This is a genomic window from Nocardia sp. NPDC058658, assembly GCF_042716665.1.
Classification (GTDB): Bacteria; Actinomycetota; Actinomycetes; order Mycobacteriales; family Mycobacteriaceae; genus Nocardia.
Genome location: NZ_JBHXRR010000014.1, coordinates 68385 through 93585, shown reverse-complemented (window position 1 = coordinate 93585; position 25201 = coordinate 68385). Strand labels below are relative to the sequence as shown.

Annotated in this window: 22 protein-coding genes, 1 tRNA gene and 1 pseudogene; 7 read left to right on the top strand and 17 right to left on the bottom strand. The window is 66.2% G+C overall.

From position 1 onward, the window contains the following. Nucleotides 1–90: 90 nt before the first annotated feature. Nucleotides 91–972, bottom strand: a complete 882-nt coding sequence (locus ACFWUP_RS20265; protein WP_379236439.1) for a hypothetical protein — start codon at nt 970–972, stop codon at nt 91–93. A gap of 204 nt (nt 973–1176) precedes the next feature. Here ACFWUP_RS20265 and ACFWUP_RS20260 point away from each other — a divergent pair, with 204 nt between their 5' ends. Then, nucleotides 1177–1938 carry a lysophospholipid acyltransferase family protein gene (locus tag ACFWUP_RS20260; RefSeq protein ID WP_379236535.1) on the top strand — a complete coding sequence of 254 codons (762 nt, stop codon included), beginning with the start codon at nt 1177–1179 and terminating at the stop codon, nt 1936–1938. A 195-nt stretch (nt 1939–2133) separates the two neighbouring features. On the opposite strand, the gene ACFWUP_RS20255 is transcribed toward ACFWUP_RS20260, so the two are convergent. Next, the gene (locus tag ACFWUP_RS20255; protein ID WP_379236437.1) at nt 2134–2325 is read right to left on the bottom strand and encodes a helix-turn-helix domain-containing protein; all 192 of its coding nucleotides are present in this window, start codon (nt 2323–2325) and stop codon (nt 2134–2136) included. Nucleotides 2326–2606: 281 nt separating this feature from the next. On the opposite strand from ACFWUP_RS20255, the gene ACFWUP_RS20250 reads away from it, so the two are divergent. Beyond that, nucleotides 2607–2888 carry an SDR family oxidoreductase gene (locus ACFWUP_RS20250; protein WP_379236435.1) on the top strand — a complete coding sequence of 94 codons (282 nt, stop codon included), beginning with the start codon at nt 2607–2609 and terminating at the stop codon, nt 2886–2888. Nucleotides 2889–2957: 69 nt separating this feature from the next. Here the strand turns inward: ACFWUP_RS20250 and ACFWUP_RS20245 are convergent, their stop codons facing one another. Continuing rightward, on the bottom strand, nt 2958–3380 hold the full coding sequence (locus ACFWUP_RS20245; protein ID WP_379236433.1) for a hypothetical protein: 423 nt from the start codon (nt 3378–3380) through the stop codon (nt 2958–2960). Between the two features lie 226 nt (nt 3381–3606). Between ACFWUP_RS20245 and ACFWUP_RS20240 the strand changes: the two genes are divergently transcribed. Both ACFWUP_RS20240 and ACFWUP_RS20235 read left to right on the top strand, forming a co-directional pair. Beyond that, nucleotides 3607–3678: transfer RNA gene (locus tag ACFWUP_RS20240), tRNA-Gly, on the top strand. Nucleotides 3679–3884: 206 nt separating this feature from the next. After that, nucleotides 3885–4526, top strand: a complete 642-nt coding sequence (locus ACFWUP_RS20235) for a hypothetical protein (protein WP_379236431.1) — start codon at nt 3885–3887, stop codon at nt 4524–4526. Between the two features lie 55 nt (nt 4527–4581). Here the strand turns inward: ACFWUP_RS20235 and ACFWUP_RS20230 are convergent, their stop codons facing one another. From ACFWUP_RS20230 to ACFWUP_RS20205, 6 genes and pseudogenes are all read right to left on the bottom strand, one after another. After that, on the bottom strand, nt 4582–6828 hold the full coding sequence (locus ACFWUP_RS20230) for a heavy metal translocating P-type ATPase (protein WP_379236429.1): 2247 nt from the start codon (nt 6826–6828) through the stop codon (nt 4582–4584). A gap of 112 nt (nt 6829–6940) precedes the next feature. Continuing rightward, the gene (locus tag ACFWUP_RS20225; RefSeq protein WP_379236427.1) at nt 6941–7867 is read right to left on the bottom strand and encodes a hypothetical protein; all 927 of its coding nucleotides are present in this window, start codon (nt 7865–7867) and stop codon (nt 6941–6943) included. 14 nt (nt 7868–7881) lie between these two features. Continuing rightward, nucleotides 7882–8079 (bottom strand): heavy-metal-associated domain-containing protein, encoded by a 198-nt coding sequence (locus ACFWUP_RS20220; RefSeq protein WP_379236425.1) that lies wholly within the window; start codon nt 8077–8079, stop codon nt 7882–7884. A gap of 49 nt (nt 8080–8128) precedes the next feature. Beyond that, nucleotides 8129–8422, bottom strand: a pseudogene (locus tag ACFWUP_RS20215) (MFS transporter); the annotation flags it as partial. Nucleotides 8423–8537: 115 nt separating this feature from the next. Next, on the bottom strand, nt 8538–9305 hold the full coding sequence (locus tag ACFWUP_RS20210) for a sterol desaturase family protein (RefSeq protein WP_379236423.1): 768 nt from the start codon (nt 9303–9305) through the stop codon (nt 8538–8540). A 19-nt stretch (nt 9306–9324) separates the two neighbouring features. Continuing rightward, complete coding sequence (locus ACFWUP_RS20205; protein WP_379236421.1) at nt 9325–10068, bottom strand: FadR/GntR family transcriptional regulator; 744 nt, start codon at nt 10066–10068, stop codon at nt 9325–9327. Nucleotides 10069–10168: 100 nt separating this feature from the next. On the opposite strand from ACFWUP_RS20205, the gene ACFWUP_RS20200 reads away from it, so the two are divergent. After that, a complete protein-coding gene (locus tag ACFWUP_RS20200) occupies nt 10169–11206 on the top strand; it encodes a type IV toxin-antitoxin system AbiEi family antitoxin (RefSeq protein WP_379236419.1) in 1038 nt (345 codons plus the stop codon). Beyond that, nucleotides 11172–11864 carry a hypothetical protein gene (locus ACFWUP_RS20195; RefSeq protein WP_379236417.1) on the top strand — a complete coding sequence of 231 codons (693 nt, stop codon included), beginning with the start codon at nt 11172–11174 and terminating at the stop codon, nt 11862–11864. The genes ACFWUP_RS20200 and ACFWUP_RS20195 overlap by 35 nt, the downstream gene beginning before the upstream one ends. A gap of 182 nt (nt 11865–12046) precedes the next feature. On the opposite strand, the gene ACFWUP_RS20190 is transcribed toward ACFWUP_RS20195, so the two are convergent. Genes ACFWUP_RS20190 through ACFWUP_RS20160 form a run of 7 tightly spaced genes read right to left on the bottom strand, consistent with a single transcriptional unit; the run spans nt 12047 to nt 21576 of the window. Next, entirely contained in the window at nt 12047–12673 is a 627-nt protein-coding gene (locus ACFWUP_RS20190) for a hypothetical protein (RefSeq protein WP_379236415.1), read from the bottom strand. Between the two features lie 11 nt (nt 12674–12684). Next, nucleotides 12685–14355, bottom strand: coding sequence for an ABC transporter family substrate-binding protein (locus ACFWUP_RS20185; protein WP_379236413.1), 1671 nt, complete (start codon nt 14353–14355; stop codon nt 12685–12687). A 32-nt stretch (nt 14356–14387) separates the two neighbouring features. Further along, nucleotides 14388–16076, bottom strand: coding sequence for an ABC transporter family substrate-binding protein (locus tag ACFWUP_RS20180; RefSeq protein ID WP_379236411.1), 1689 nt, complete (start codon nt 16074–16076; stop codon nt 14388–14390). Continuing rightward, nucleotides 16073–17761: an ABC transporter family substrate-binding protein gene (locus ACFWUP_RS20175; RefSeq protein WP_379236409.1), complete on the bottom strand. Its 1689-nt coding sequence runs from the start codon at nt 17759–17761 to the stop codon at nt 16073–16075. Before ACFWUP_RS20175 ends, ACFWUP_RS20180 begins: the two co-directional genes overlap by 4 nt. A gap of 31 nt (nt 17762–17792) precedes the next feature. Continuing rightward, nucleotides 17793–19637, bottom strand: coding sequence for a dipeptide ABC transporter ATP-binding protein (locus ACFWUP_RS20170; RefSeq protein WP_379236407.1), 1845 nt, complete (start codon nt 19635–19637; stop codon nt 17793–17795). Beyond that, nucleotides 19634–20602 (bottom strand): ABC transporter permease subunit, encoded by a 969-nt coding sequence (locus ACFWUP_RS20165; protein ID WP_379236405.1) that lies wholly within the window; start codon nt 20600–20602, stop codon nt 19634–19636. The genes ACFWUP_RS20170 and ACFWUP_RS20165 overlap by 4 nt, the downstream gene beginning before the upstream one ends. Further along, nucleotides 20599–21576, bottom strand: coding sequence for an ABC transporter permease (locus tag ACFWUP_RS20160; RefSeq protein WP_379236403.1), 978 nt, complete (start codon nt 21574–21576; stop codon nt 20599–20601). The genes ACFWUP_RS20165 and ACFWUP_RS20160 overlap by 4 nt, the downstream gene beginning before the upstream one ends. 86 nt (nt 21577–21662) lie before the next feature. Between ACFWUP_RS20160 and ACFWUP_RS20155 the strand changes: the two genes are divergently transcribed. Next, nucleotides 21663–22490 (top strand): HAD family hydrolase, encoded by an 828-nt coding sequence (locus ACFWUP_RS20155; RefSeq protein ID WP_379236401.1) that lies wholly within the window; start codon nt 21663–21665, stop codon nt 22488–22490. Nucleotides 22491–22594: 104 nt separating this feature from the next. Here the strand turns inward: ACFWUP_RS20155 and ACFWUP_RS20150 are convergent, their stop codons facing one another. After that, on the bottom strand, nt 22595–25174 hold the full coding sequence (locus ACFWUP_RS20150) for an N-acetylmuramoyl-L-alanine amidase (RefSeq protein ID WP_379236399.1): 2580 nt from the start codon (nt 25172–25174) through the stop codon (nt 22595–22597). Nucleotides 25175–25201: the final 27 nt, after the last annotated feature.

The window sequence follows — 25201 nt, the reverse complement described above, 5'->3', positions numbered from 1 at the left end:
TACCAGGATCTGATTCGCCGGATCAGCGGCGAGTAACCGCCTCAGTGCCCCCTGATCTGCTTGCGGCGTATCAGCCAACCAGGGTAACGGCTAAATCGTTACGTCACCGATGCAATAGCCCTCAGCTGTCGTTATAACCGTGAAAGTGCGAGTCCGCGTGCCGCCCGGCGAGGTGGTCACGGGGACGTGAACTGCCAGGTAGTCGCCACGAACCTGCTCGGATCGTAGCTCTTCGCCTGCGAAGGAGGTGACATTGCCTACTTTGCCCGAGTCGCCTGTCAAGGGGGGTGCTACCGGGTTGCCGGTGCCCTGTGGATCCCAACTGGCGGGAGAGGCCTTGCAGGTCAGTGGATGGTCTGCTTCGATGTCGGCCGGGTCGAGGGGTTTGCCGGTGGCGCGGGCCAGGTAGCGGCGCACGGTGTGGCGGGCGTCGGCGTCGTCGTAAGCGGGCTCGACACCCGCGGCGAACACCCGTCCGCAGGCATAGCCGGAGGCGATGGATTCGCGGTCGACGGTGACGGTGGTTGTGCTGTTTCGCCAGGTCACGGCGTCGACGGTCGCGGTGGCGGGACCGGTGAGCGCGGCGAGAACCGTCTGTGGGTCGGCGTACATCTCGGCGACGGTGTTCGGCGGGATGGTCCAGCATTTCGACTCGAGGTCTTCGAGCGTGCCGGTCTTCAGGTCGGCGGCCCAGCGGCGCACGGCGGTCACCGCGTCGGGATTGCCCGCGACCGCCCCGACCTGCGGTGCGTCGGCGGGTAGCGGCGGGGTTGCGCGGGTCGGTGCGGGCTCGCCCGGTGCGATGGCCTGGGTGGCGGTGGTCGGCGCGGCGGTGGTGGTGCTCGCCTCGATCTCGACCGGGTCGCCCGGAATGCCCGATACCGAATCGCACCCGGTGACCAGGGCCGCGGCGACTGTCAGTCCGGCGACCAGCGCATACGGGCGGGTCAGGGCAAGCTGAGCGCGTTCCACTACGACGTTCCTCAATTCCTAGGTCGTGGCACCCGCGGGATGAATCCACGGGTGGAGACTGTCGGGGCGAGCGGACTCGCCGGATGTAGACCGGTGTGCGCGAAGCGGATTGGCTACGCGCGCGAACGCCGCGATTCTACGGTGACCGGGCCCGCCGATGGCACCCCAGCCGAGGCGGCGATCTACGACTACGCTTGCGTAATTGTGGAACCCCTCTACTTCTCGATCATCGGCGTGGCCCGAACCCTGTTCTTCCTCGAAGGTCTGAAGTTCACCGTCAAGGGCGCGGAGAACATCCCCGCTACCGGCGGCGCGGTGCTGGCGGTCAACCACACCGGCTACATGGACTTCACCTACGCGGGCATACCGGTGCGCACCCCGCGTCGCTACATCAGGTTCATGGCGAAGAAGGAAGTGTTCGACAACAACATCTCCGGCCCGATCATGCGCGCCCTCAAGCACATCCCGGTCGACCGCACCGCAGGCGCCGACTCCTACGAATCGGCGGTGAAATACCTGCGAGACGGCGAACTCGTCGGCGTGTACCCCGAGGCCACGATCAGCCGCAGTTTCGAGATCAAGGAATTCAAGTCCGGCGCCGCCCGCATGGCGCTGGAAGCAGACGTGCCGATCATCCCGATCACCATCTGGGGCGCCCAGCGCGTCTGGACCAAGGGCTTCCCCAAGCGCCTCGGCCGCACCAACACCCCCATCTCGATCGCCGTCGGCGCCCCCATCCAGCCCTACGAACCCGCCGCCGACCTCACCGCGCAACTGCGCACGACCATGCAGGAAATGCTCGCCGATCTGCAAAAAGACTACGTTCACGAACCCGGCGCCTACTGGGTCCCCAAGCGCCTGGGCGGCAGTGCGCCTTCCCTCGAAGAGGCAACCGCCCTCGACGAGGCCGAGGCCGCGCAACGTTTCGCCCGCAAGGCGGAGAAGACGCAGGAGCCCGAGGCCTGACGCCTTCCGACCAGGTAATCGGCCGCTCACCTACGCCAGGTGGGCGGCCGATCGCGGTATCAGCCCCCGACGGTGTTGCCGCGCTACCGGGGCGCCTGACAGCGAGTCGGTGCCGGGAGATTGCCGCGCAGATAGGCGTACCTGCGCATTCGCTCCGGCCGTGCGCAGCTGAGGAACGCTGCGCGGCTGTGCAACTCAGGCGGCGGGCGGCACGCCCATCAGGGTGCGAAAGTCCGCGGTGAGGTGGGACTGGTCGTAGTAGCCGGTGTCCGCCGCCAGGTGCGACCACGGCGTGTTGCCCGCGTAGGCGAGAACGCGGCGCAGACGCTCGATGCGCGCGAAGTGCTTGGGGGACAGGCCGACTCCAGCGGTGAACAGGTTGCGCAACTGTCGTTCGCTGACGGCGAGGCGGGCGCTGAGTTCGGCAGGGCGGGGGCGTGGTCGGCGGTGAGCGCTCGCGACCCGGCCACCTTCGGACCCGCGATGGCGGGAATCGAGGCCGCGTTCCTCGTCGGCGTTCCCGGCCCGGACGACACCGGCACCGACGCCGCGCTGGTCGCCGCAGCGCAGGAAGCGGGGGTGCGACGCGTGGTGAAGCTATCGGCCGTCGGGACCGGCGACCCGCGGCTGGGCGTACCGGGCTCCTGCATGTGCCGGGCGAGCAGGCTGTGCGTGACTCAGGCCTCGAGTGGACGATCCTGCGCCCCAACACTTTCGCGTCGAACACCTTCAGCTGGATCGAACCGCTGAGCGCCGGTCGCCCCGTCCCGAACCTCACCGGCGACGGCAGGCAGGCCGTGGTCGACCCGCGCGATGTCTCGGCGGTCGCCGTGGCGGCGCTGCGTTCGAGCGAGCACCACGGCACAGTTCTCGGCCGCCCGCCGCGTGGTTACGCCGAGTGGGCGGCCGACCATCGGGCGGTCTTCGACGCGGTCGGCGTCGCGGGTTAGCGACACGTTCTGCGCGGACTGGGTCCGTACGACGCGGGCCCGGAACGGATGGTTCCGGGCCCAGCGCGTTCAGTTCATCGTCAGCAGCCACGATCCATTGCAGCCCTGCCGCTTGTTCATGTTGCGGTCGTAGACCCAGTCGAACCTGATCGGCGGGTTCGTCCGCACGTTCCAGTTCCCGGACGGCGAGGTCACCAGCTTGCCCTTGTGCGTCAGCACGCCGATCTGGTTGTGCCTGAACTGCCATTTCCCACCGCTGGCCGGGTAGTTCAATCGCAGTGTCACCCGCCCGCCCGTGTGGTTCTGCACCACCAGACACGACCCCGGCTCGGTGCGGCTGACCGCGTACTCCCCGAAGCTCTCGTCCTCCACGTTCTCGCCGTTGTCGGTGACCTCCACCTGATCGGTGAAGTCGGCCTGCGCGGGCCCGGCCCCCAGCACGGTGACCGCCGTCACCGCAACGCCCGCCGCGATCATCCCCAAAGTCTTCAAGCTGTTTCTCCCATGATTCCCGCGGTCACAGCCGCCCTGCGAAATACCTTGCCCGGCACCCGTTTCCGCAACCTTGTGACCTGCTTAACGATGCCCGGCGGGCCGGATCTCACCGGCGGACGGCTACGTGAGTGAGTCCGGATTTCGTAGTTCGGGAGTTACGCGCTAGAGTTCCTATTCGCACGACGAAGTCACCGGCGGTGCCCGGAACGGCTTCGGAAGGCACGCGGATGTGGCGCAGTGGTAGCGCATCACCTTGCCAAGGTGAGGGTCGCGAGTTCGAATCTCGTCATCCGCTCAATGAAAAGCCCGGCCATCGTGCCGGGCTTTTCTCGTTCGCCGGCATCGACTCCGCCGGATCACGATGACAGCCGTTGCACGACAACAGATTCCGATTAGTGCGCGCAGGTAACGGTTCTATAGCGTTCTGTGAGCTAAGTAAACGACTTCGCATCCGCCACCGATTTCCCCTTGACGGGTCGGGAGTACAGAATCGGAGCAATCGTGAAATCAGTAGTCGTGGCAGCCGTTTTTGTGGCGCTGACCGGGGTGCTCACCGCCTGCAACGGGTCCATCGACCAGGGGGCGAGCACAGTCACCGTTGCCCAGCCGTCCGGTGCGCCGGACGTACCAGGCGAGTTCCCGGACGCGCCGGGCGAGTCCTCGGACGAGTCGGGCACCGCCCTGCCGTCCGTCGAACCGGAGGCCGGTACGCCCGCAAGCGGGGCGCCGGCCAATGGCGGCTTCACCGGCGTCGATGCGAGTAAATTCCAGATCGACGGCAGCTATTTCTTCCAGTCGCCCACCGGGAACATCATGTGCGGTGTCCTCGACAAGGCGCCTCTCGGTGTGGGCTGCCAGCTGCGTAAGGCCAAGTTCATCACGCCGCAACTGCCGAACTGCACCGATGCGCCCGACCGCAAGGTCGCCACGCACCTCTATGAGGGCAAGTCGGAGTTGTGGTGCACCAGCCAGGGCATCTTCGTCGGCTTCCCAACGGACGGCAAGGCCGGTGGCAAGGTGTTGAACTACGGCGAATCCCTGTCGGTCAACGGCTACACCTGCACCTCGTCCACGCAGGGTGTGCGCTGTGTCGCGGGCGGGCACGGCTTCGCCATCTCGGCTGACAACCAGCACATCTTCTGAGCGCGAAAAGGGCGGGGCGGCAGATCTTTTGCCGTCCCGCCCTTTCGCATCCGAGCTATTGCGCTGTCGACTTGAACCGGCGCAGCCGCAGGCTGTTGCTCACCACGAAGACCGAGCTGAACGCCATGGCGGCGCCGGCCAGCATCGGGTTGAGCAGGCCCGCCATGGCCAGCGGGATCGCCGCCACGTTGTAGGCGAAGGCCCAGAACAGGTTGCCCTTGATCGTGGCCAGGGTGCGTCGCGACAGGCGGATCGCGTCGGCGGCGGCGCGCAGGTCGCCACGGACGAGGGTGAGGTCGCTGGCCTCGATGGCGACGTCGGTGCCGGTGCCCATCGACAGGCCGAGGTCGGCCTGGGCCAGGGCGGCCGCGTCGTTGACACCGTCACCGACCATGGCGACGACCTTGCCCTCGGCCTGCAGCCGCTTCACCGTGTCGACCTTGTCCTGCGGCAGCACCTCGGCGATCACCTCGCCGATCCCGACTTCGTCGCCGATGGTGCGGGCCGCGCGGGCATTGTCACCGGTGAGCAGGATCGGGGTGAGACCCAGCTCGCGGAACTGCGAGATCGCCTGCGCCGAAGTCGGTTTCACCGCATCGGCGACAACGATCACGCCGCGCGCCTTACCGTCCCAGCCGATCGCGACTGCGGTCTTGCCCGCCGATTCCGCTTCCGCCAGCACGGTTTCCAGCTTCTCGTCGAGCGGCTGAGACCAGTCGGCCAGCAGACGCGCCCGGCCCACGATCACCGCGTGGCCGTCGACCACACCCTGTACGCCGAGACCTTCGACATTGGCGAAGCCCTCCACGGGCAGCAGCGTGCCGAACTCGTCGCGCGCGCCCTTGGCAACGGCTTGCGCGATCGGATGTTCCGACGAATCCTCCAGCGCACCAGCCAGTTCCAGAACCCGATTGCGCTGTTCGCCCTCGGCGGGGACCACCTCGAGCAGCGTCATCTTGCCGGTGGTGACGGTGCCGGTCTTGTCGAGGACGATGGTGTCGACCTTGCGGGTCGATTCCAGCACCTCGGGGCCCTTGATCAGGATGCCGAGCTGCGCGCCGCGTCCGGTGCCGACCATCAGCGCGGTCGGGGTGGCCAGGCCGAGGGCGCACGGGCAGGCGATGATCAGCACCGCCACGCCCGCTGTGAAGGCGGCGGCGATGGAACCGCCTGTGCCGAGCCAGAATCCGAGCGTGGCGACGGCCAGTGCGATGACGATCGGGACGAAGATGCCGGAGATCTTGTCGGCCAGTCGCTGCGCTTGCGCCTTCCCGGTCTGCGCGTCTTCGACGAGCTGCGCCATCTGGGCGAGCTGGGTGTCGGCACCGATCCTGCTGGCGCGCACCACGAGTCGACCGCCGACGTTCACTGTGGCACCGGTGATGGCATCATCCACACCGACCTCCACCGGCACCGACTCGCCGGTCAGCATGGACGCGTCGACCGCCGACGTGCCCTCGGTGATCACCCCGTCGGTGGCGATCTTCTCACCCGGTCGCACGATGAACTCGTCACCGACGGCCAACTGCTCCACCGGAATTCGCGTCTCGACACCGTCACGCAGCACCGCGACATCCTTCGCACCGAGTTCGAGCAATGCCCGCAGCGCCGCGCCCGCCCGCCGCTTCGACCGCGCCTCGAAATACCGCCCGGCCAGGATGAACGTGGTCACGCCCGCCGCGGCTTCGAGGTAGATACTGCCGGTGCCGTCCATCCGCGCGATGGTGAATTCGAACGGGTGCTTCATGCCGGGCGTACCCGCCGTGCCCCAGAACAGGGCGTACAGCGACCAGCCGAACGCGGCCATGGTGCCCATCGACACCAGCGTGTCCATGGTGGCGGTGCCGTGCTTCAGGTTGGTCCACGCGGCCTGGTGGAAGGGGAGTGCGCCCCAGATCACGACCGGTGCGGCCAGGGTGAGTGAGAGCCACTGCCAGTTGGTGAACTGGAGTGCGGGGATCATCGCCATCGCGATCACCGGAACCGTGAGCAGGGTCGACACGATCAGCCGGGTGCGCAGCGAGGCCGTCGGGTCCGGCTCGGCGGTGGTCTCCTCGGGCTTCTTCGGGGCGGGCAGTGCCGCGGTGTAACCGGCCTGCTCGACGGTGGCGATCAGCTCGTCGGGGGAGACGTCACCGGTGAAGTCGACGTGCGCCTTCTCGGTGGCGTAGTTGACCGTGGCGGTGACTCCGTCGAGCTTGTTGAGCTTCTTCTCGATTCGGTTGGCGCAGGAAGCGCAGGTCATGCCACCGATCACCAGTTCAACCTGGCCGGTGCCCGGTGGGTGCGTCACGGTGGTCATGGGGTGCTCCTTCGTTGCTGGTGTTGATTCTTGCTGAGAGGTAGCGGGTCGGATAGTCGGGTGGCGCGCTGGCCTGCGCTGTCGAGCGACCGGTCGTTGATGCGCGGCCGGGTCAGTGGCCGTGGTCGGGGGTGCCGTGGTCGGCGGGTGCGCTGGTCGGGGCCGGGTTACTCGCACCGGTCACGTTCGGCGTGGCGACCTTCACGGTGAACTCGGCCGTGCGGACCACGTCCTGGTGCTGGAAGTCGAGGAACAGGCGGTAGTCGCCTGCGCTCGGTGCGTTCACCACGAAGTCGATGCCGGGGCCCGCGGGGGTGACTCCGGGGGTGCCTTCGGGGTGAACGTGCAGGTAGGCGAGGTCGGCGGCGCGGAGGGCGACCAGGTGACCGTAGGCGCCGAGGTAGGGCTGCAGGTCGGTGACGTGGGTGCCGTTGCGGCTGACCGAGAGCGTCACCTTCGACGCGGTCCCCGGCATGACCGTGCCGTTCAGCGCGACCGTGTACTCGCCGACCTGCGCGGTGGCGACCGGGGCCGGGAGCGCCTGCACGTCGTAGTTGCCCGCGACCCGCAGGTCGGCGCCGAGCGTCAGATTCGAGCCGCCCTCGGGGGTGAAGTCGGCGTAGACCCGGTAGTCGCCCGCCCGGCTGAGGTTCAGCGCAACGGTCCAGGTCCCGGCCGTGTCGAGGACGGGGTGAACGTGCTGGAAGCCCACCATGTCGCGCCGGACCACGATCAGGTGCAGGTCCTTGTCGTGGCTGTTCACGTACTTGGTGACCGGTGCGCCGTTCGCGTCGAGGATCCGGAAACTCGTCGGCGACTGCGGCGCGGTGGTGGTGTTCGGCTTGTCCAAGGCGAGGGTGTAGCCCTGGTCGGTGGCGAGCAGACCACCGGGGAGTTCGGGGGTCGCCTCGGTCGAGTGCTCGTCGTGCCCGGCCGGTTCGGAAGGTTCCGGACCGACCAGGGCACCGACGGCCAGAGCGATCCCGAAGACCGCCGCGAGGCCGAGGGCGAATCCGGCGAACTTGCCTGTTGCGTTCATCGGGATGCTCCTTGTCAATCTGCGAGGTGGAAGCCCGCCGCGGCAACGGCGTCGGCGAGGGCAGTGCGTTCGGGCGTGATGCCCGCGATGGTCACCTTCCCGTCCGCCAGGTCGACATCGACGCCGGTGACGCCGGGCAGCGCGCCGACCTTGTCGCGGACCTTGTTGACGCAGCAGCCGCAGGTCATGCCGGTGACACTGATAGTGATCATGAAACTCTCCTCGCTCTCGATAATTACCATACCCCCCTAGGGTACGTTGTCAAACGTTCGCGTCGACCTCGGTTGGCGTGCGCATGACCACAGCGGTGATGCCCGCGCCTGCCAGCGCCAGCACCCCCGCACCCAGGAAGGCCGCGGAGTAGCCATCGGTCAGCGCCGAGGGGTCGCCGAGCTCGCCAGCGCCGAACGCGGCAGCCACCGCCGTCATAGCGGCCAGCCCGAGCGCCGAACCCACCTGGTAACTGACATTGACGATGCCCGAAGCCAGCCCGCCTTCCTCGGGACGAGCCGCCGAGATCGCGGTGCCGAGCGAGGGAATGAAGGCCAGCGACAAGTCACGACTTCGTCCTTTCGACCGAGAACTTCTCGTGATCGGTACCATACCCCCCTAGGGTATAAGCGTGTCAAGAAGAAACCCGGTTCGCGTGATGGTGCGAACCGGGTTGTTTCTAGGCGGAGTGGAGGTTGCGTGCGGTGGGGGAAGTCGGAGTGGTGGCCGGGTCCGGGGCGGTGCCGAGTAGGCGGTCGGCGGTGCCGGAGGTGGTCACGGTGAACCAGTAGTGCTCGTTCTTGTAGTGGTGGTGGCGGTGATTGCGCCAAATTGCGCGGTAGAGAGCGTGTTTCGGCTTGTAGTCGGTGTGGATCAGGTAATGGGTCCACTCATAGAGCAGGCCGAGGGCGGTGATGGTGAGGAGGAAGGTGAGGCCGAGGCCTGTACGGGGAAAGCCGAGTAGGGCGATCGCGACCAGGGCGATGATCGTGAGCAGCAGCGACTTCGGCGGGATGAAGATCAGCGGGATGTCGCGGGGGTCGACGTGGTGTTCGCGGTGTTTTCGGGCGAGCTCGCTGTCGATGGTCACCGGGCCGAGATGCCTTGGGCGCCAATGCAGGACGGTGACGTGAATGACCCATTCGATGATCGGGAACGCGGCGAGAATCACCAGGGGGGCCAGGGCGTCGGTGGGCTGCCAGTCCCCGCTCGCGAGGCGCGCCGCCAGGGCTGCGACGAATACCGTGGCGATCATCCACGGGGACGGGTGGCGCAGGAACTCCCGCGCCGCTGCGGGCAACGTCAGGCTCCGGCGTATCGCGCGGGGGGTGGCACGACTTCTCGTCGGGCGCGCGTTCTGCGCCGAGTCGGCCGTCGCCTGGTCGGTGGGGCTGTGGTCGCCGGCGGCGGTGTCGTGCGACGACGTTGTCGGACGGTCTTTCATCATGGTGTTTCCCTAAGGTGGATCACGCCCCGTCGAGGGCATGGATGAGGGCGGTGGTCGTCGGCTCGAGCAGTGCTCGGGCGGTGTCGGCGGCCCGTTCCGGCTCGCCCGCGGCGATCGCGGCGGCCAGGTCTCGATAGGCGTCGGCATTGCCCACTTCGGCGGACATGATCGGCGCCAGCGCGGCCAAGGCGGGTTCGTAGGCGGCGCGCAGCATGGAATACATCAGCCGGAAGGCGATCGAATCGGCGAGATCGAGGATGTGGTCCCAGAATTCGAGCGCGATCACTTGCTGGGCGAGTGGATCTGCCTCGGCGGCAAGGGAATCGACCGATTCACTTAGCTTCGCCACTGCGCCCTCGATGCCGGGATCGGCCCGACCGGTGGCCGCCTTCCCCACCCGCGCAGCGGCGAGTTCAGCGATCTTGGGCCCATTGTGCAGCCGCGCCTCGAGAATGCTGCGCGCGACAGCGGGATCAATCGAATCTCCCCGAAGCAACAGTCGCGGAAGCACTTCCAGCCCCGCACTCCGCCGATAATCGAGCACCGTCGTCGCTTCCCCCTGCCGAACGGCAACCAGCCCCGCCGCGGCCAACCGCTGCAAAGCCTCCCGCACCGCAGGCCGCGAAACCCCCAACGCCTCCGCCAACTGCCGCTCACTAGGCAGCGTGCTCCCCGCCACTAACTCCCCACCCAGCACCTCGGCGGCGATCTGCTCGAACACATCACCGGAAACCGACCGCTTCACCACGGGAGTCCACGCCATACCCCGATACTGCGCCCTCAGCGGTAAGAGGTCAAGTGGTCAGACCAGATGGCTGCTATTCGGGCTTGCGTACCGTGAGTCGAACGTTCATTATTGACCCATGTTCACCTTGAATGAACGCCAAGGAATGATGAACATCCTCGACGCGGCGAGACACCATCTCGATGGCCGTGGAGTGTCCTTCGAGACGTTGGAAACGACCGAGCGGCCTGGCGCCGGTTCGGATCTGATCGCACGACTGGATGCGGGCTCTCGCGGTAATCGAACATATGCCGTTGAAATCCGACGCCGAATCACCAGTTCAGGCGCTCGTGCGCTGCGGTCGACCGAATTACCCCTGCTCTTGGTAGCACCGCATATTTCGCGCGAGGCGGCAGAAGTTCTACAGCGCCACGAGATCGACTTCGTAGACACAGTCGGCAACATGACTCTCACTTGGCCGTCGCTGTATGTATCCGTCGTGGGCAATTCAGCGCGCTCCACCGCGAGACCAGCGTCTGCTCGCGCTCCTCGGGCGTTCAGTCCTGCAGGTGCGAAGGTGCTGTTCACGCTGCTCAGCTGGAGCGATGCGATCAACACGCCTTTGCGGTCCATTGCCGAACGTAGTGGGGTGTCACTCGGCACCACGCAGATCGTCATGAGCGAGCTGGAACGTAGTGGCTACGTTGTGACAGTCGGTGGACGACGGCAGCTTCTGAATGGGCGCGAGCTGCTGGACCGCTGGACAGAGTCCTTTTCCACTGCTGTGGTGCCACGGATCAGCCTGGCGGATTTCACCGACAACTCCAATGCCTGGTGGTTGGAAGCGAGGGCCGCCCTTATCGGAGAGAGAGCGCAACTAGGCGGTGAAGCGGCGGGTTCAAAACTGGATACCGAGCTTCGCTCTTCGACAGGCATCCTCTATGTGGACGCCCTGCCTCGAGTACTGGCCGCTGAGCGCCGGTGGCGCCGAGTCGATGGTGAACCGAATGTGATTATTCGACAGCGGTTTTGGACCCCGACTGAACCGCTCGAGCCGCTGGTGCCAAGCACTTTGATCTATGCCGACATGTGGACATCGGGCGATGCTCGCCAACGCGCTCATGCTGAAAGGATCAGAAGCGGTGACCCTCGACTTGTCGAAATCGACAGATCCTGAGATCAATGTCGCCGCAACAGTCCTTCGAGAATTGGACGCGGTCGCGAGCCGGACCGGAGTCGAGTTCCTCGTTGTCGGCGCAACAGCCCGGAATATGCGGGCGCACAGCATTACCGGTGTGACTCCCGAACGGGCAACTCACGATGTGGATATCGCCGTCGGCGTAGCCAACTGGGAAGAAGTGTGGCAGCTCGGGTCGATGTTCGGCGATCGAGGTCGGCTTTCGCACCGGATCACGATCGCTGGCATACCGGTCGACATCATCCCCTGCGGTGCGATCGAACGCGCCGACCGGACTGTGGCTTGGCCGGGCGACTTCACGATGAACACGCTGGGATTTCGCGAAGCGTTCGGGTCTGCCGAGACGGTATTGCTCCCTGGCCGACTGATGGTTCGGATTCCCTCCATCGCCGCCCAAGTGCTGCTAAAACTGGTCGCCTGGCACGATCGGCATTGGACCAGCACGAAGGACGCGGTCGACCTGCGGACGATGCTCGAATGGAGTGACGCGCCGCAACTCCTCGAGGAGCTGTACGAGAGCCATTTCGATCTGGTCGAGATGTATGACTACGACACTGCACCCGCAGGCGCCCACAAGATCGGCAATGCCATCGCGGTCCTCTCGATCTACCTGAGCTCCACCAGATCAGGACGCTGATTCAGGATCCTCAACTACAGGTCCGGCTGGCCGGCGACATGCGTGGCGTCTTCGATCGGTCACACCAGCGGCTCATCGCGTTGATCAGGGGTTTGGGCGAGCACGAACAGCGGTTCGCGGAGTGACCCCGGTTAGCGGATTCATGTTCACCGCAGGAATAGACACGCGATCGAATTGAGAGTTCAGCTGGGGTCGGAGCCCCGGATGGCGGAAAGCCAGGTGAACGTGGCCGCGGCGACCGTGGTGGTGGCCACGAAAGCGCCGAGGCCGCCGTTCATGACATAAACCCAGAGCAGGCCCACCAGCGGCGCGCCGATCGCCGACTGCACGTCGAGAATCAGGCGCCGACCGATCCCGTAGACCGGCGGCTCGGAAGGCCGGGACGGATTGTCGACGAGTTTGCCCGCTGGCTCGGACGTCCGAACCCGGCCCGAAGGGTAAAAACGAGCCTCGCCATCGAGAACGGCCCGCCCGGCCAGTTCCAACTCACTGGGGACGAATGTGGATAAATCCGGATCATAGAAAACCGGCAACCACACCATCCGATCCCCACTACTTATCTCCAACCACGACCGACTGACCAGCCGAAACTGCTGCCGAACCCGCCGCCCACCCACCGCACCGGTCGCGACGAGCCCGGTCGGGAAAACGCCGAAGGCAAGGCCCAGCTGATACGCGGTATAGGCGAGAACACCAAGCGCGACCACAGCGAGCGCACTCAGCTGATCGATATCCGCGAACGGCACCCACGCGGCAACGACCGCGAGGGTGCCACTCGTGACGAGCAGCGGATAGGTGAGCGCGCGCACCGGACCGGAACTCACTTCAGGAAGCCGACCTTGGTGTAATCGGCCGAGGCGAGACCGAACGCGCCGTAATTCGCCAGGTTCTCGCGCACCGCGTAGGTGCCCGAAGCCTGGTGCAGCGGAATCGAATAGCCTTCGGCGAAGATCATCTGATCGCATTGGTTGGCGAGCTCGCGCGCCTTGTCGGCGTCGAGCTCGGCCACGGTGCGCTCGATCAGCGCATTGAGTTCCGGCGATCCGATCCGAGCTTTGTTGGACTGCAGGTTGTTCGGATCGTAGGCGTAGATCTGCGGCAGCGCGCCGAGCGGGAGAACGCTGCCGCCCCAGGAGAATTGCGCCAGTTCGAAATTGCCGGGATCGATCACGTCCTTGAAAAGACCACTGCCCGGCACAGTTTGGATGTTCAGCTTCACACCGATCTGGGCCAGGTTCTGCTGCACGATCTGCGCGGTCTGCACCCAACCGTCCTGCTGGTACATCACATCGCGGAGCTCGAGCCGGCGACCGTCCTTCTCCCGTACGTCGCCGTTGAGCTTCCAGCCCAGGTCGTCGAGCATCTTCGCCGCAGCGGCGGGATCGAACGAGATCGGGGCCGAATTGTCCTGGTACCCCTTTTGACCCTTCATGAAGATGTGATTATTGAGCGGCTTCGGATCGTCGACGACGCCGTTCTGGGAGGCGTTGACGATGCCCTGCCGGTCGATCGCCTTGGAGATCGCGACCCGCACCTGCGGATCCTCCAGCAGCGAACCGGGCGCACCGTTGAAAGTGATGTGCGACCAGCTGGGTTCCGGCGTCCGCCGCAGCACAACGCCGGCCGCTTGCTTTGCGCCGGTGACGTTTTCGATCCCCGACATGTAGGCGATGTCGAGTTCGTTGTTCTGGATCGCGGGCAGCCACGCCGAACTGTCGAGCACGCTGAAGGTGATCGTGTCGAGTTTCGGCGTCGCACCCCACCAGGAAGGGTTGCGGGACAAGGTGATCCGATTCTGACCACGATCGAGCGCACTGATCTGGAACGGACCCGAACTCACCGCGAGACCGTTGCGATCACGGTCGTTGAACGCCGCCGCGGACTCGGTGCTCGCCTTCGGATACAGCGGACTGAACTGGCCCTGCCACTCGGCATAGGGCTGGGCGAACGTGACGATCGCCTGCCGGTCGTCGACACCACGCTCGACCTTCTCCACCCGCTCGAACCCACTGGTGGCCGCGATCAGATACGCCGGATCACGCCCACTCTGCGCCGCGGCCTGCGAACGCAGATCCTCCCAGGTGATCGGCGTCCCATCGGTCCACACGGCCTTCGGATTGATCGTGTACGTCACCTGCTGTGGGCTGGTGCCGGTGAGCTGGATGTCAGTGAAGTAGTCGTGATTGATCGCCAGCTCACCGGCGGCATTGCTGGTGTACGGCGACGGCAGCAGCGGCTCGATCACGTCGCCGGTGCTTTCACTGCTGCCGTCTACCTGCAGGTAATTGAACGTCTCCGGAAATGAGCTCAACACCAGACGCAGGTTGCCGCCATCGCGCAGATCCGCCACATCGTGGGGGTTGATGTCATTGGTGCTGCCGATGGTGGAGGTGCCCGGTGTGACGCCGTTGTCGGAGGAACAGCCTGACAGGATCAGGCCGATCGCCACGCACGGAATGGCAAAGCGGGTGCCAAGCGAGCTGATTCGCATGGTGGTCCTTCCTTTCCGCGCGTGGCGGAGTTCTACTTGACGAAGCCGACCTTGGTCAGGTCGGTGGACGCCAGACCGAATGCGCCGTAGTTGGCCAGCGTAGAACGCACCGCGACCGCGCCGGGCGACTGCACGATCGGCAGGGAGAAGCCTTCTTCGAAGATCATCCGATCGGCCTTGTTGGCCAATTCGATCGCCTTCTCCGGATCGAGTTCGGCGACAGTCTCTTCGATCAGCGCGTTGAGCTCGGGATTACCGATGCGGCCCTTGTTGCTGAGTCGGTTGTTCGGGTCGTAGGCGTAGATCTGCGGGAGGGCACCGAGCGGCAGGATGCCGCCGGACCAGGTGAACTGGACGATATCGAAGTTGCCAGGGTCGACAACGTCCTTGAACAAACCATTGCCCGGCACCGGTTGGATGATGAGTTTGACACCGACCGCGGCGAGGTTCTGCTGGGCGATCTGGGCAATCTGGACCCACGCGTCCTGCTGGTACATCACATCGCGCAGTTCGAGCTTGCGGCCGTCCTTCTCCCGGACATCACCGTTTAGCTTCCAGCCGAGGTCATCGAGCATCTTGGCCGCTGCCTGCGGGTCGTACGCGACCGCAGCGGAATTGTCCTGGTAGCCCTTCTGCCCCTTCATAAAGATGTGATTGTTCAGGGGCTCCGGGTTCGCGACAACGCCGTTCTGTGTGGCGTTGGCAATGCCCTGACGATCGATCGCCTTGGAAATGGCGATGCGCAACTGCGGGTCTTCGAGCAAGGCACCGGGAGCACCGTTGAAGGTGAAGTGTGAGAACCTCGGCGAAGGGGCGCGCCGTACAACCAGGCCCGGTGATCCAGCGGCGGTGGAGATCTCATCGATGCCCGAGACAGTGGCAGCATCGAGCTCGTTGTTCTGCAGTGCGGCGATACGCGCTGAATAGTCGAGTACCGCGAAGGTGACCGAATCCAGCTTCGGAGTATTGCCCCACCACTTCGGATTCCGGTTCAGCGTGATGCGTTGTTGCGCGCGATCGATCGAGCTGATGACGAAAGGGCCCGAGGATAGTGGCAGGCTGTTGCGTGCCCAGTTCTCGAAGGCCGTCGGAGATTCGGTGGCCACCTTCGGGTAGAACGGATTGAACATGCCTTGCCACTCGGCATAGTGCTTCGCGAAGGTGACAACAGCTTGTCGATCGTCGACACCGCGTTCGACCTTCTCCACCCGGTCGAAGCCGTCGGTACCGCGAACCTGGTAGGCGACGTCCTTGCCACTGAGCGCCTGAGCTTGGGACCGCATGTCCTCCCAGGTAATCGGCGATCCATCGGACCAGACGGCCTTCGGGTTGATCGTGTAGGTCACCTGCTGAGGCTCGGTGCCGGTGAGCTGGATATCGGTGAAGTAGTCATGATCGACCGACAATTCGCCCGCGGCGTTCGCTGTCACGGTGCCCGGCAGCGTCCATCCGACGACATCGGACACGTCGCTGCTCGCGTCGACGTGGTCCGAGTTGAAGGTCTCGGGGAACGAAGTCAGTGCCAGGCGGAAATTGCCGCCCTCCTGCAGTTCGCTCACATCCTTGGGGTTGATGTCGTTCACCGTGCCGAGGGAGCTTGCCCCGATTTGCGAACTGTCCTCGGACCCACAACCACCGAGCACCAACGTCAATGCGAAAACAGGTACCGCGATGCGGAAACCGGCCCGGCGCAGCCGCCTGGCGTAAGTAGCTGTGGTCATTTCGTGAATCCGATCTTCGTGTAGTCGTACGTTGCCAAACCCGGGGAACCGATGTTGGCGAGGGTGGTTCGGGCGCCGAAATTGCCTGCGTCCTGGGTCAGGGGAAGGGAGTGGCCTTCTTCGAATACCTTGCGGTCGACCTGGTTTGCGAGGTCGATGGACTTCTGGGGGTCCAGTTCGGTGAGGGTTTGTTCGATGAGGGCGTTGAGTTCGGGGGAGCCGATTCGGCCGTAGTTGGACTGGAGGTCGGTGGGGTCGTAGTAGTAGATCTGGCGGATGCTGCTCAGGGGGAAGGGGTCGCCCTGGTAGACGTATTGGGCGGCGTCGAAGTCGCCGGGTTGGATCACGTCGGTGAAAAGGCCTGCGGCGGGCTTGGTGTCGATGGTCAGGCCGACGCCGATGGCAGCCAGGTTCTGCTGGATGATCTGGGCGACCTGGACCCAGGTGGGGTCGTTGTACATGACGTCGCGGATGACGAGTTTGCGGCCGTCCTTTTCGCGTACTTCACCGTTGAGCTTCCAGCCGAGGGCGTCGAGTTCCTTGGCGGCAGCGGCGGGGTCGGAGCCGAGGCTGTTGTCCTGGTAGCCCTTCTGGCCCTGCACGAAGACGTGATTGTTCAGCGGCTTGGGGTCTTCGACGAGCCCGTTCTGAATGGCGTTGGCGATGCCGACGCGGTCGATGGCCTTCGAGATCGCCACGCGCACACCGGGATCTTCGAGGATGGAGCCGGGGGCTCCGTTGAAGGTGATGTGGCGCCAGCGGTTTCCCGGCGCCCGGCGGACGACGAGGCCTTCGGTGCCGCGCACGGTCTTCACATCGTCGATGGTCTGCAGGCGGACCAGGTCGAGCTCGTTGTTCTGCAGGGCCTGCACCCAGGACGAGCGGTCGAGGACGCTGTAGGTGATGGTGTCGAGGGCCGGCTTGTCGCCCCACCATTTCGGGTTGTGGCCCAAGGTGATTCGGCCCTGAGCGCGATCGGTGGCGCTGACGATGAACGGCCCTGCGGTGAGGGTGATCGCCTCGGCGAGGCTGGTGTTGAATGCCTCGGGGGTGCTGGTCACCGACTTCGGGTAGAGCGCCGAGTTGCCGGCGAACTGGCCGCGCCAGTCGGCGTAGGGCTTGCTGAAGGTGAGGATCGCCTGCCGGTCGTCGGTGCCGCGTTCCACCTTGTCGACGAACTCGAAGCCGTTGGTGATCGCGATCAGATAGCTCTTGTCGCGCCCGCTCAACGCGTGCGCTTGGGCGGCGAGGTCTTCCCAGGTGATCGGCGAACCATCAGACCAGACGGCCTTCGGGTTGATCGTGTACGTCACCCGCATGGGATCAGAGCTGGTCAGGGTGACATCGGTGAAGTAATCGGTGTCAACGCTGAGCTGGCCCGCCGCGTCGATCTCGAAGGAACGCGGCAGCATCGGGCGCACGATCTCGCCGATCTCGCCGTCGTTTCCGTCATTGGACAGGGTGTTCCAGTTCGCTGGATAGGAGGTGGTCGCCAGCCGCAGGTTGCCGCCCTCGCGCAGCTCGTCGGTGCCCTTGGGGTTGACGTCGCTGGTGGCACCGATCGAGTCGGTCAACCCGGTGGCCGACTCGTCACCTCCACTACAGCCCGCCACGAGCATCCCGGCCGCCACCACCACGGCAGCACAGCGCATTCGGCCGCCTGCTTGCCTTCGACGGATTCTCATGACGCCTCCTCTTTCGGCGGGACCGACGTTCTCAGCCGCTGACGACGGGTTCGGGCACGGCCGCGATGAGCGAGCGCGTGTACTCGTGCTGAGGATCGGCGAAAATCCGCTCCGCCGGGCCGGATTCGACGATCTTGCCTTGCAGCATCACCGCGATGTCGTGGGCGAGATTGCGTACCACCGACAGGTCGTGGGAGACGAACAGGTACGACAGTCCGTGCTCGGCCTGTAGGTCGCGCAGCAGGTTGAGCACGCCCGCCTGAATCGACACGTCCAGCGAGGACACCGGTTCGTCGAGCACGAGCAGCTGCGGGTCCAGCGCCAGAGCGCGCGCGATGCTGATGCGCTGCTTCTGGCCGCCGGAGAAGTCCGACGGGTAGCGGTCGGCGTGTTCGGGTCGTAATCCGACCTGCCGCAACAACTCCGGCACCCGTCGGTTGACCTCCTCGCGGGACCGGCCGTCGATGCGCAGCGGCTCGGCGAGCACGTCGAAGATCGGCAGCCGCGGGTCGAGGGAGGAGCTGGGGTCCTGGAAGACGATCTGCATCTTGCGGCGGATCTCGCGGGTGCTCGCCTTGGTGAGGGTGGCGACGTCGTTGCCGAGGACCTCGATGCTGCCCGACTGCGGGCGCACCAGGTCCATGATCTGCGACAGGGTGGTCGACTTGCCCGAACCGGATTCGCCGACCAGCGCGAGGGTGCGGCCCGCGCGCACCGAGAAGCTGATGCCGTCGACCGCACGAACCTCGCCGGTGCGTCGGCGCAGCAGCACACCCGAGGTGAGGGGGAAGGTTTTCACCAGGTCGGTGACGCGCAGGACCACCTCGTCGTCGGTGCGGTCGGGGTGCGCGGGGGTCGGGATTTCCTTGCGGTAGGCCTCGAAGAGCTGGTGGGTTCCGACCTCGGCGGTGCGGATGCAGGCCACCGAGTGCCCCGGGCTCACCTTCTCCAGCGGCGGTTCGGCAGCGGTGCAGTCGTCGATCGCGACCGGGCAGCGCGGCGCGAACGAGCAGCCGCGCGGCAGGGCGTGCATGGCCGGTGGCGCGCCGAGAATCGGGATCAGCGGGGTGCGCGGCGGCCCGTCCATCCGGGGGATGGAACCGAGCAGGCCGACGGTGTAGGGCATCCGGGGAGCCGCGAAAAGCTCTGTGACAGGCGCTGTTTCGACGATCTTGCCCGCGTACATCACCGCGACCCGGTCGGCGACGGTGGCCGCGATGCCCATGTCGTGGGTGATCATGATGACGCCCGCGCCGGTGATGTCGCGCGCCTTGCGCAACAGCGCGAGGATCTGTGCCTGCACCGTCACGTCGAGCGCGGTGGTCGGTTCGTCGCAGATGATCAGGGCGGGGTCGTTGGCGATGGCCATCGCGATCACCACGCGCTGACGCATACCGCCGGAGAACTCGTGCGGGAACGCCCTCGACCGGGCGCGCGCGTCGGCGATACCGACGAGCTCGAGCAGCTCGATCGCGCGCTCGCCCGCCTCCTTGCGGCCCATCTTCCCGTGTGCGAGTAGGGCTTCCGCGATTTGATCGCCGACGCGATAGACCGGTGTCAGCGCCGACAACGGGTCCTGGAAGACCATGCTGATCGACGAACCACGCAGCTTCGACATCTGCTTGTCGCCGAGGCCGAGCAGCTCGCGGCCGCGCAGGCGCACCGAGCCCTGCACCCGAGCCTGTTCGGGCAGCAGGCCGATCACCGCGAGCGAGGAAACCGACTTGCCGGAACCCGATTCGCCGACGATCGCCAGCACCTCGCCGTCGGCGACGGTGTAATTCACCCCGCGCACGGCCTCGACGCGGCCTTCCTCGCCGGGGAACGAGACCCGCAGGTCGGTGACCTCGAGCAGGGGTGCGGTCGACGCGGTCATCGCTTCTCGGCTTTCTTCAACTCCACCTGCGCCTCATCTTTGTGCTCGGCGACCTCCTTGCGGGCCTTACGCGCACCACGGGCACCGGGGTCGAACGCGTCACGCAAGCCGTCGCCAACGAGGTTGGCGCACAACACGATTGTGATCAGGATGCCACCGGCGAACAGGAACAACCACGGGAAGGTGAGCGCCGACTTGGTGCCCGCCGCGATCAGCGAACCCAACGACACATCCGGCGGCTGCACACCGAAACCGAGGAAGCTCAAACCGGTTTCGGCGCTGATCGCCGCGCCTACCGCGAGGGTGGTGTCGATGATCAGGATCGAGGCGATGTTCGGGATGATGTGGCTGATGATGACCGTGCGGGTCGGCGCGCCCATATACCGTGCGGCGCGGACGAATTCGCGATCGCGAAGGCTCAGGGTGAGGCCGCGGATGATGCGGGCGGCGATCATCCACCCGAACACGCTCAGCAGCACGATCAGGATCACGATCGAACCGGAACCCTTGGTCCGCGGCGCGAACAGCGCGATGATCATGAAGGCGGGGATCACCAGCAGCAGGTCGACCAGCCACATGATGGCGCGGTCGGTCCAGCCGCCGAGCAGTCCGGCCAGCGCGCCCGCCGTCGCGGCGATGATGCTGGAGAAGAAGGCCACACAGAAACCGATGATCAGCGACTTCTGCAGGCCGCGCATCGTCTGGGCGAGCACGTCCTGGCCGATCTGGGTGGTGCCGAACGGATGCTCGAGGCTCGGCGGTTTCATCAGCGCTGTGTAGTCCATCTGCTGGTAGTCCCACGGCAGCAGCGGCGGCAGCGCGAAACTGGCCACGAGCAGCAGCAACAGGATCACCGCGCCGACCACGGCCGGCTTGTTGCGCAGGAAACGGCGCCACACCAGCTTGCGGCGCCCGGCCGCCGCGACCTCGGGCGCGCCGACGACGATCAGTTCGGTTTCAGTCATGAGACACGCACCCTCGGGTCGAGCAGGGCCAGAACGACATCGGAGAGCAGCCCCGACACCAGCACCACCAGCCCGGCGAACGCCGTCACCGTCACCACCACGTAGAGGTCCTGGGCATTGATCGAATCGACGAGCCATTCACCGACGCCGTGCCAGCCGAAGATCTTCTCGACGAAGGTGGCGCCGGTGATCAGGCCGCCGAGGCTGTAGGCGAACAGAGTGGCCATCGGGATCAGCGCGGTGCGCAGACCGTGTTTGTAGAGGGCCCGATTGCGGGTCAGGCCTTTGGCTCTCGCGGTTCGGATGAAATCGCTCTGCAGCACGTCGAGCATGGCGTTGCGCTGGTAGCGGCTGTAGCCGGCCATTCCGTACAGGGCCAGCGCTAAGGTCGGAAGCACCAGATGCTGTGCGCGGTCGACCATTTGGTTCCAGAACCCGGTGATCTGATTAGCCGAGGTCTCGCCGGTGTAAAGGAAGATCTGTGACCCGGTCATCGTATTGATCTGCAGCGCACCGTATTTCAGCAACGTCGCCAGCAAGAAGATCGGCGTCGAGATGATCAGCAGCGACAGCACCGTAGAGAAGTAATCACTGAACTTGTACTGCCGGATCGCGCCCGCCGCACCGATCAGCACGCCGAGCACGGTGCCGACGATCGACCCGAGAATCAGCAACCGCAGACTCACCGCGACGCGCCTGCCCAGTTCCTCGCTCACCGGCTGCCCGGCCAGGGTGGTCCCGAAATCCCCTTGCGGGATGCCGGCGAGCCAGGTGAGATAGCGCTGTGGGATCGGCTCGTTCAGGTGCAGCTGCTCGGCCTTCGCGTCGATCACCGACTGCGGTGGGCGCGGATTGCGCTGCTCCAGGCTCTCCAGCGGATTGAAGGTGAGCGAGGCGAGGCTGAACGTCAAAAAGGATGCCAGCAGAAGGAGCACAACATAGTTGAGTGTGCGCCGCAGCAAGAAGCCGGTCATCAGTCCCCTCTGGATCGGGTAATCAGGCCCTGATCATAGGGACAGTCCGGCGTCCTCGCGTGGCGACGTGCGGCAGGATAGATGGGATGACGCACCTGCACCCGAAACCGCGGCTGGTGGCCAGCGACGTCGACGGCACGCTGATCGACGACTCCGACAAGGTCTCCGCGCGCACCAAGGCCGCCGTGGGGGCGCTCGTCGCCGACGGCGCGACCTTCGTGCTCGCCACCGGACGGCCGCCCCGCTGGATCGAACCGGTCGTGAGCGAACTCGGGTACGCACCGCTCGCGATCTGCGGAAACGGTGCGGTCGTCTACGACAGCGCCACCGATCGCGTGCTGTCGAGCCATACCCTCGACGTCGAGACATTGAGCTGGTTGGCCGAGGTCGCCGAGCGGGCGTTACCCGGTTGTGGGCTGGCCACCGAGCGGGTCGGGGCGAGCGCGCACGACGCGGTGACCCAGCAGTTCGTCAGCTCGCCCACCTACGAACACGCCTGGCTCAATCCCGACGACACTGTCGTTTCGCACGCCGAGGTGATCGATTCTCCGGCGATCAAAATGCTCATCCGGCTCAGTTCGGCCCGCAGTTCCGAGATGCGCGCCGTCCTGGCTCCGCTCATCGGTGATCGCGCCGAGATCACCTACTCGACCGAGAGCGGGCTGATCGAATTGGCGGTGCCGCAGGTGACGAAGGCGTCCGGCCTGGCCGAGGTCGCTCGCCGGATCGGGGTGGAGAATTCGTCGATCGTGGCGTTCGGTGACATGCCCAACGACGTGCCGATGCTGACGATGGCCGGTCACGGAGTCGCGATGGGCAACGCCCACCCCGAGGCTCGCGCGGCCGCCGACGAAGTGACCGGCAGCAACATCGACGACGGCGTCGCGATGGTGCTCGAGCGCTGGTGGAGCTAGGCCCCACGCGCACAGCCCGCGCCGGAATGGCCGTCGAACCGATATAAAACGGCCGGTGCCCCTCGCTCGGAGGGTGCACCGGCCGTTCTTCGCCGTGACCGGGGTCAGCCGGTCGGGGCGGGTTCGGAGGCCGGTTCGATCGGAGCCGGTTCTGCGGGAGCCTGGTCGGCGGGCGGGGCTTCGGCCGGAACCTGTTCGGCAGGTGCGGGTTCGGTGGGCGGGGCCTGAGGTTGGCCCGGCGCCGGGGCAGGAACCGCGAGACCCAGCGTCGGAGCAGTCTGCCCCGGCTTCGGCTGCCCGTTCATTTCCTGCTTGTAGGTCTCGTCGTAGGTCTTCCAGAACGTCGTCACGATCCCCGTGAGCTCGTTGAGCACCAGCGACCCGTGCTGGAAATCCGTGCGCACACCGTTGGGCACCAGATACGAACTGGCCGTGGGCAACCCGAGGACGCCCGCGTCGGCACCCAGACTCAGATACCGGTCGAGGATCGCGCCGACCACCTCGAACACCTCACCGTCCTCGCCCGAATAGACGAAACCGTTGGCGAACTTCGCGTACTGACGTCCCTGCGCACCCGCCATCAGGTCCGACTGCGGCGCCCCGAGCGGACCGTCGACCCCGCCCTTGGCGACCCAGTGCTTGGCGATCGCGTTGTCGCCTGCAAGGCCGAGGAACTTGTCGATCATGGCGCCGAGTTCGGCCATATTGCCCTGCGGCGCACGGGCTTGCTGGCTCGGCGGGCGATGTGCGGTCGCGGGCGAGCTGTAGGTGTTGGAATTGCCCGCCGCGATGCCACGGATGCGATCCATCAGCGCGTAGGCGGCGTCGCCGGGGCAGTCGGTGTTGCCGACATCGCGGTGCGCGAACACCACCGGCAGCTCGACGGCCTCGTCCTGGGCGTACGGGGTGAACTCGGTGCCCTCGGAGTACATCGTGGTCTCGCCCTCGGGATCGAGCCCGGCGAGCTTGGAACGCCAGCCGATGAACTTGCCGATCGCGGTGATCGCCTCGTTGCTCGGCTGCTCGGACTCGTAGTTGCCCATCAACGCCACACCGACGGTGTTCTCGTTGAAACCGCCCGCGTGCGCGCCCTGCACCGCCCGGTCGAGGCCACCGTAGCGGCCCTCGAAGATCTGGCCGTACTGGTCGACCATGGCGTTGTAGCCGACGTCGCACCAGCCCAGCGTTTCGGCGTGATAGGCGTAGATCGCGCGGACGATGCCCGCCGATTCCGAGCGGCTGTAGTCGTTGCGACCGGCGGTGTGGTGCACGGTGATGCCGCCGACGCCGTCGTCGTAGGTGGGTTCCTGGCAGCGGATCGACTCGTCGGCACCCCACTGCGCGCGGGTGATGACCTTCGGTCCACCGCCGGGCAGCGCCGCCGCGACATCGTTGAGCGCGGCATCGATCGCCGCCCGGCCCGGATTGATCAACACGGCCTTGAGTGCGGCGTCGGTGAGATGGGCCGGGTCGTGGTCGGGGCCCGCGGCGGGCTTGCGGGTGACCAGCATCTGCACCGCGGTGGTTTCGCCGACGTAGATCGGTTCGGTGCCGGTGGGCGCGTCGGCGGGGGTGTGGTCGGTGGCCCTGGTGTCGATCGGATCGGCGTCGTACCAGGGGCCCCAATTACCGTCCTGCTGGCGGGCCCGCAGTTTGGTGGTGGTGTTCGCAAGGTCGCGGGCGGTCAGGGCGACCATGCTGAACGGGGTTTCCTGGGTGAGTTCCTTGACCTGCGCGCCCACCTGGTCGATGACGTCGGCGCCGACCGCGCCCGGGGAGAGGGCGGGGGTGTCGGGGGTGGTGCCGGGTTCGAGATTTTCCGGGTCGGCGATGAATTTCGCTTCGGCGGAAGGACTTTGGGCGATTGGAGCGCCGGCCGGCGGCTGAGCGGCTGGAGCAGGAGCTGATTGCGCTGGAGCAGGAGTTTCCGGGAGGGGTGCGCCGGGAACTGCTTGCGTTGGGGCGGGTGCCGCTGGTGCGGCCGCTTGCGCCGGGGCAGAAGCCTCCGGGGCAGGTGCGATGGGAGCGGCCGGGGCCGCGGGGGCAGGTGCGACGGGAGCGGCCGGCGCCGGAGCCGCGGGGGCGGGTTCCGCCGGGACGGGAGCTGCCTGCGCTGGGGCAGGCGCGGCCGGTGCAGGAGGTGCTGGTGCTTGGGCCGCTGCTCCACCGGGAGCGCCGGGCGCGGGAGCTGCGGGGGCTTGAGCCCGGGGCGCGGCGGGGGGTGCGGTGGGGACCGCCGTGCTCGGGACCGGCGGGCGCGCAGGCGGTGCTGCGGCGCCGGGGGCAGGCGGAGTCGCGGCTCCCGGGGTGGCCTGCTGGGTCGGGGTCGGCTGCGGCTTCGTCGGAATCTGCGGCAGCGGGATCTCGGTGGGCAGCGCCACGCCCGGGGGGACCGGCAATCCAGGGGGGATCTGGATCGACGGCGGCAGCTGCAACATCCGCAGGTCCGACAGATGTAGGTCGGGCAGGTCGAGGCCGGTCAGGTCGCGCAGGGGGATCGTGATGTCGGGCACCGAGGTCAGCGCCACCTCGGCCAGTTGCGCGGGCACAGCCGTGGCCTGGGAATCGTTGGCGCGGCGGTAATCGGTCGAGTCGCTGAGGGCGAACGCGCCGATCGGTGCGGCGACAACCAGGGTCGTGACCACCGGGAGCACGTAGGAACGTTTCGGCTTTCGGTATCGCACGTGCGACTCCTATCAGGGTCGAGCAGG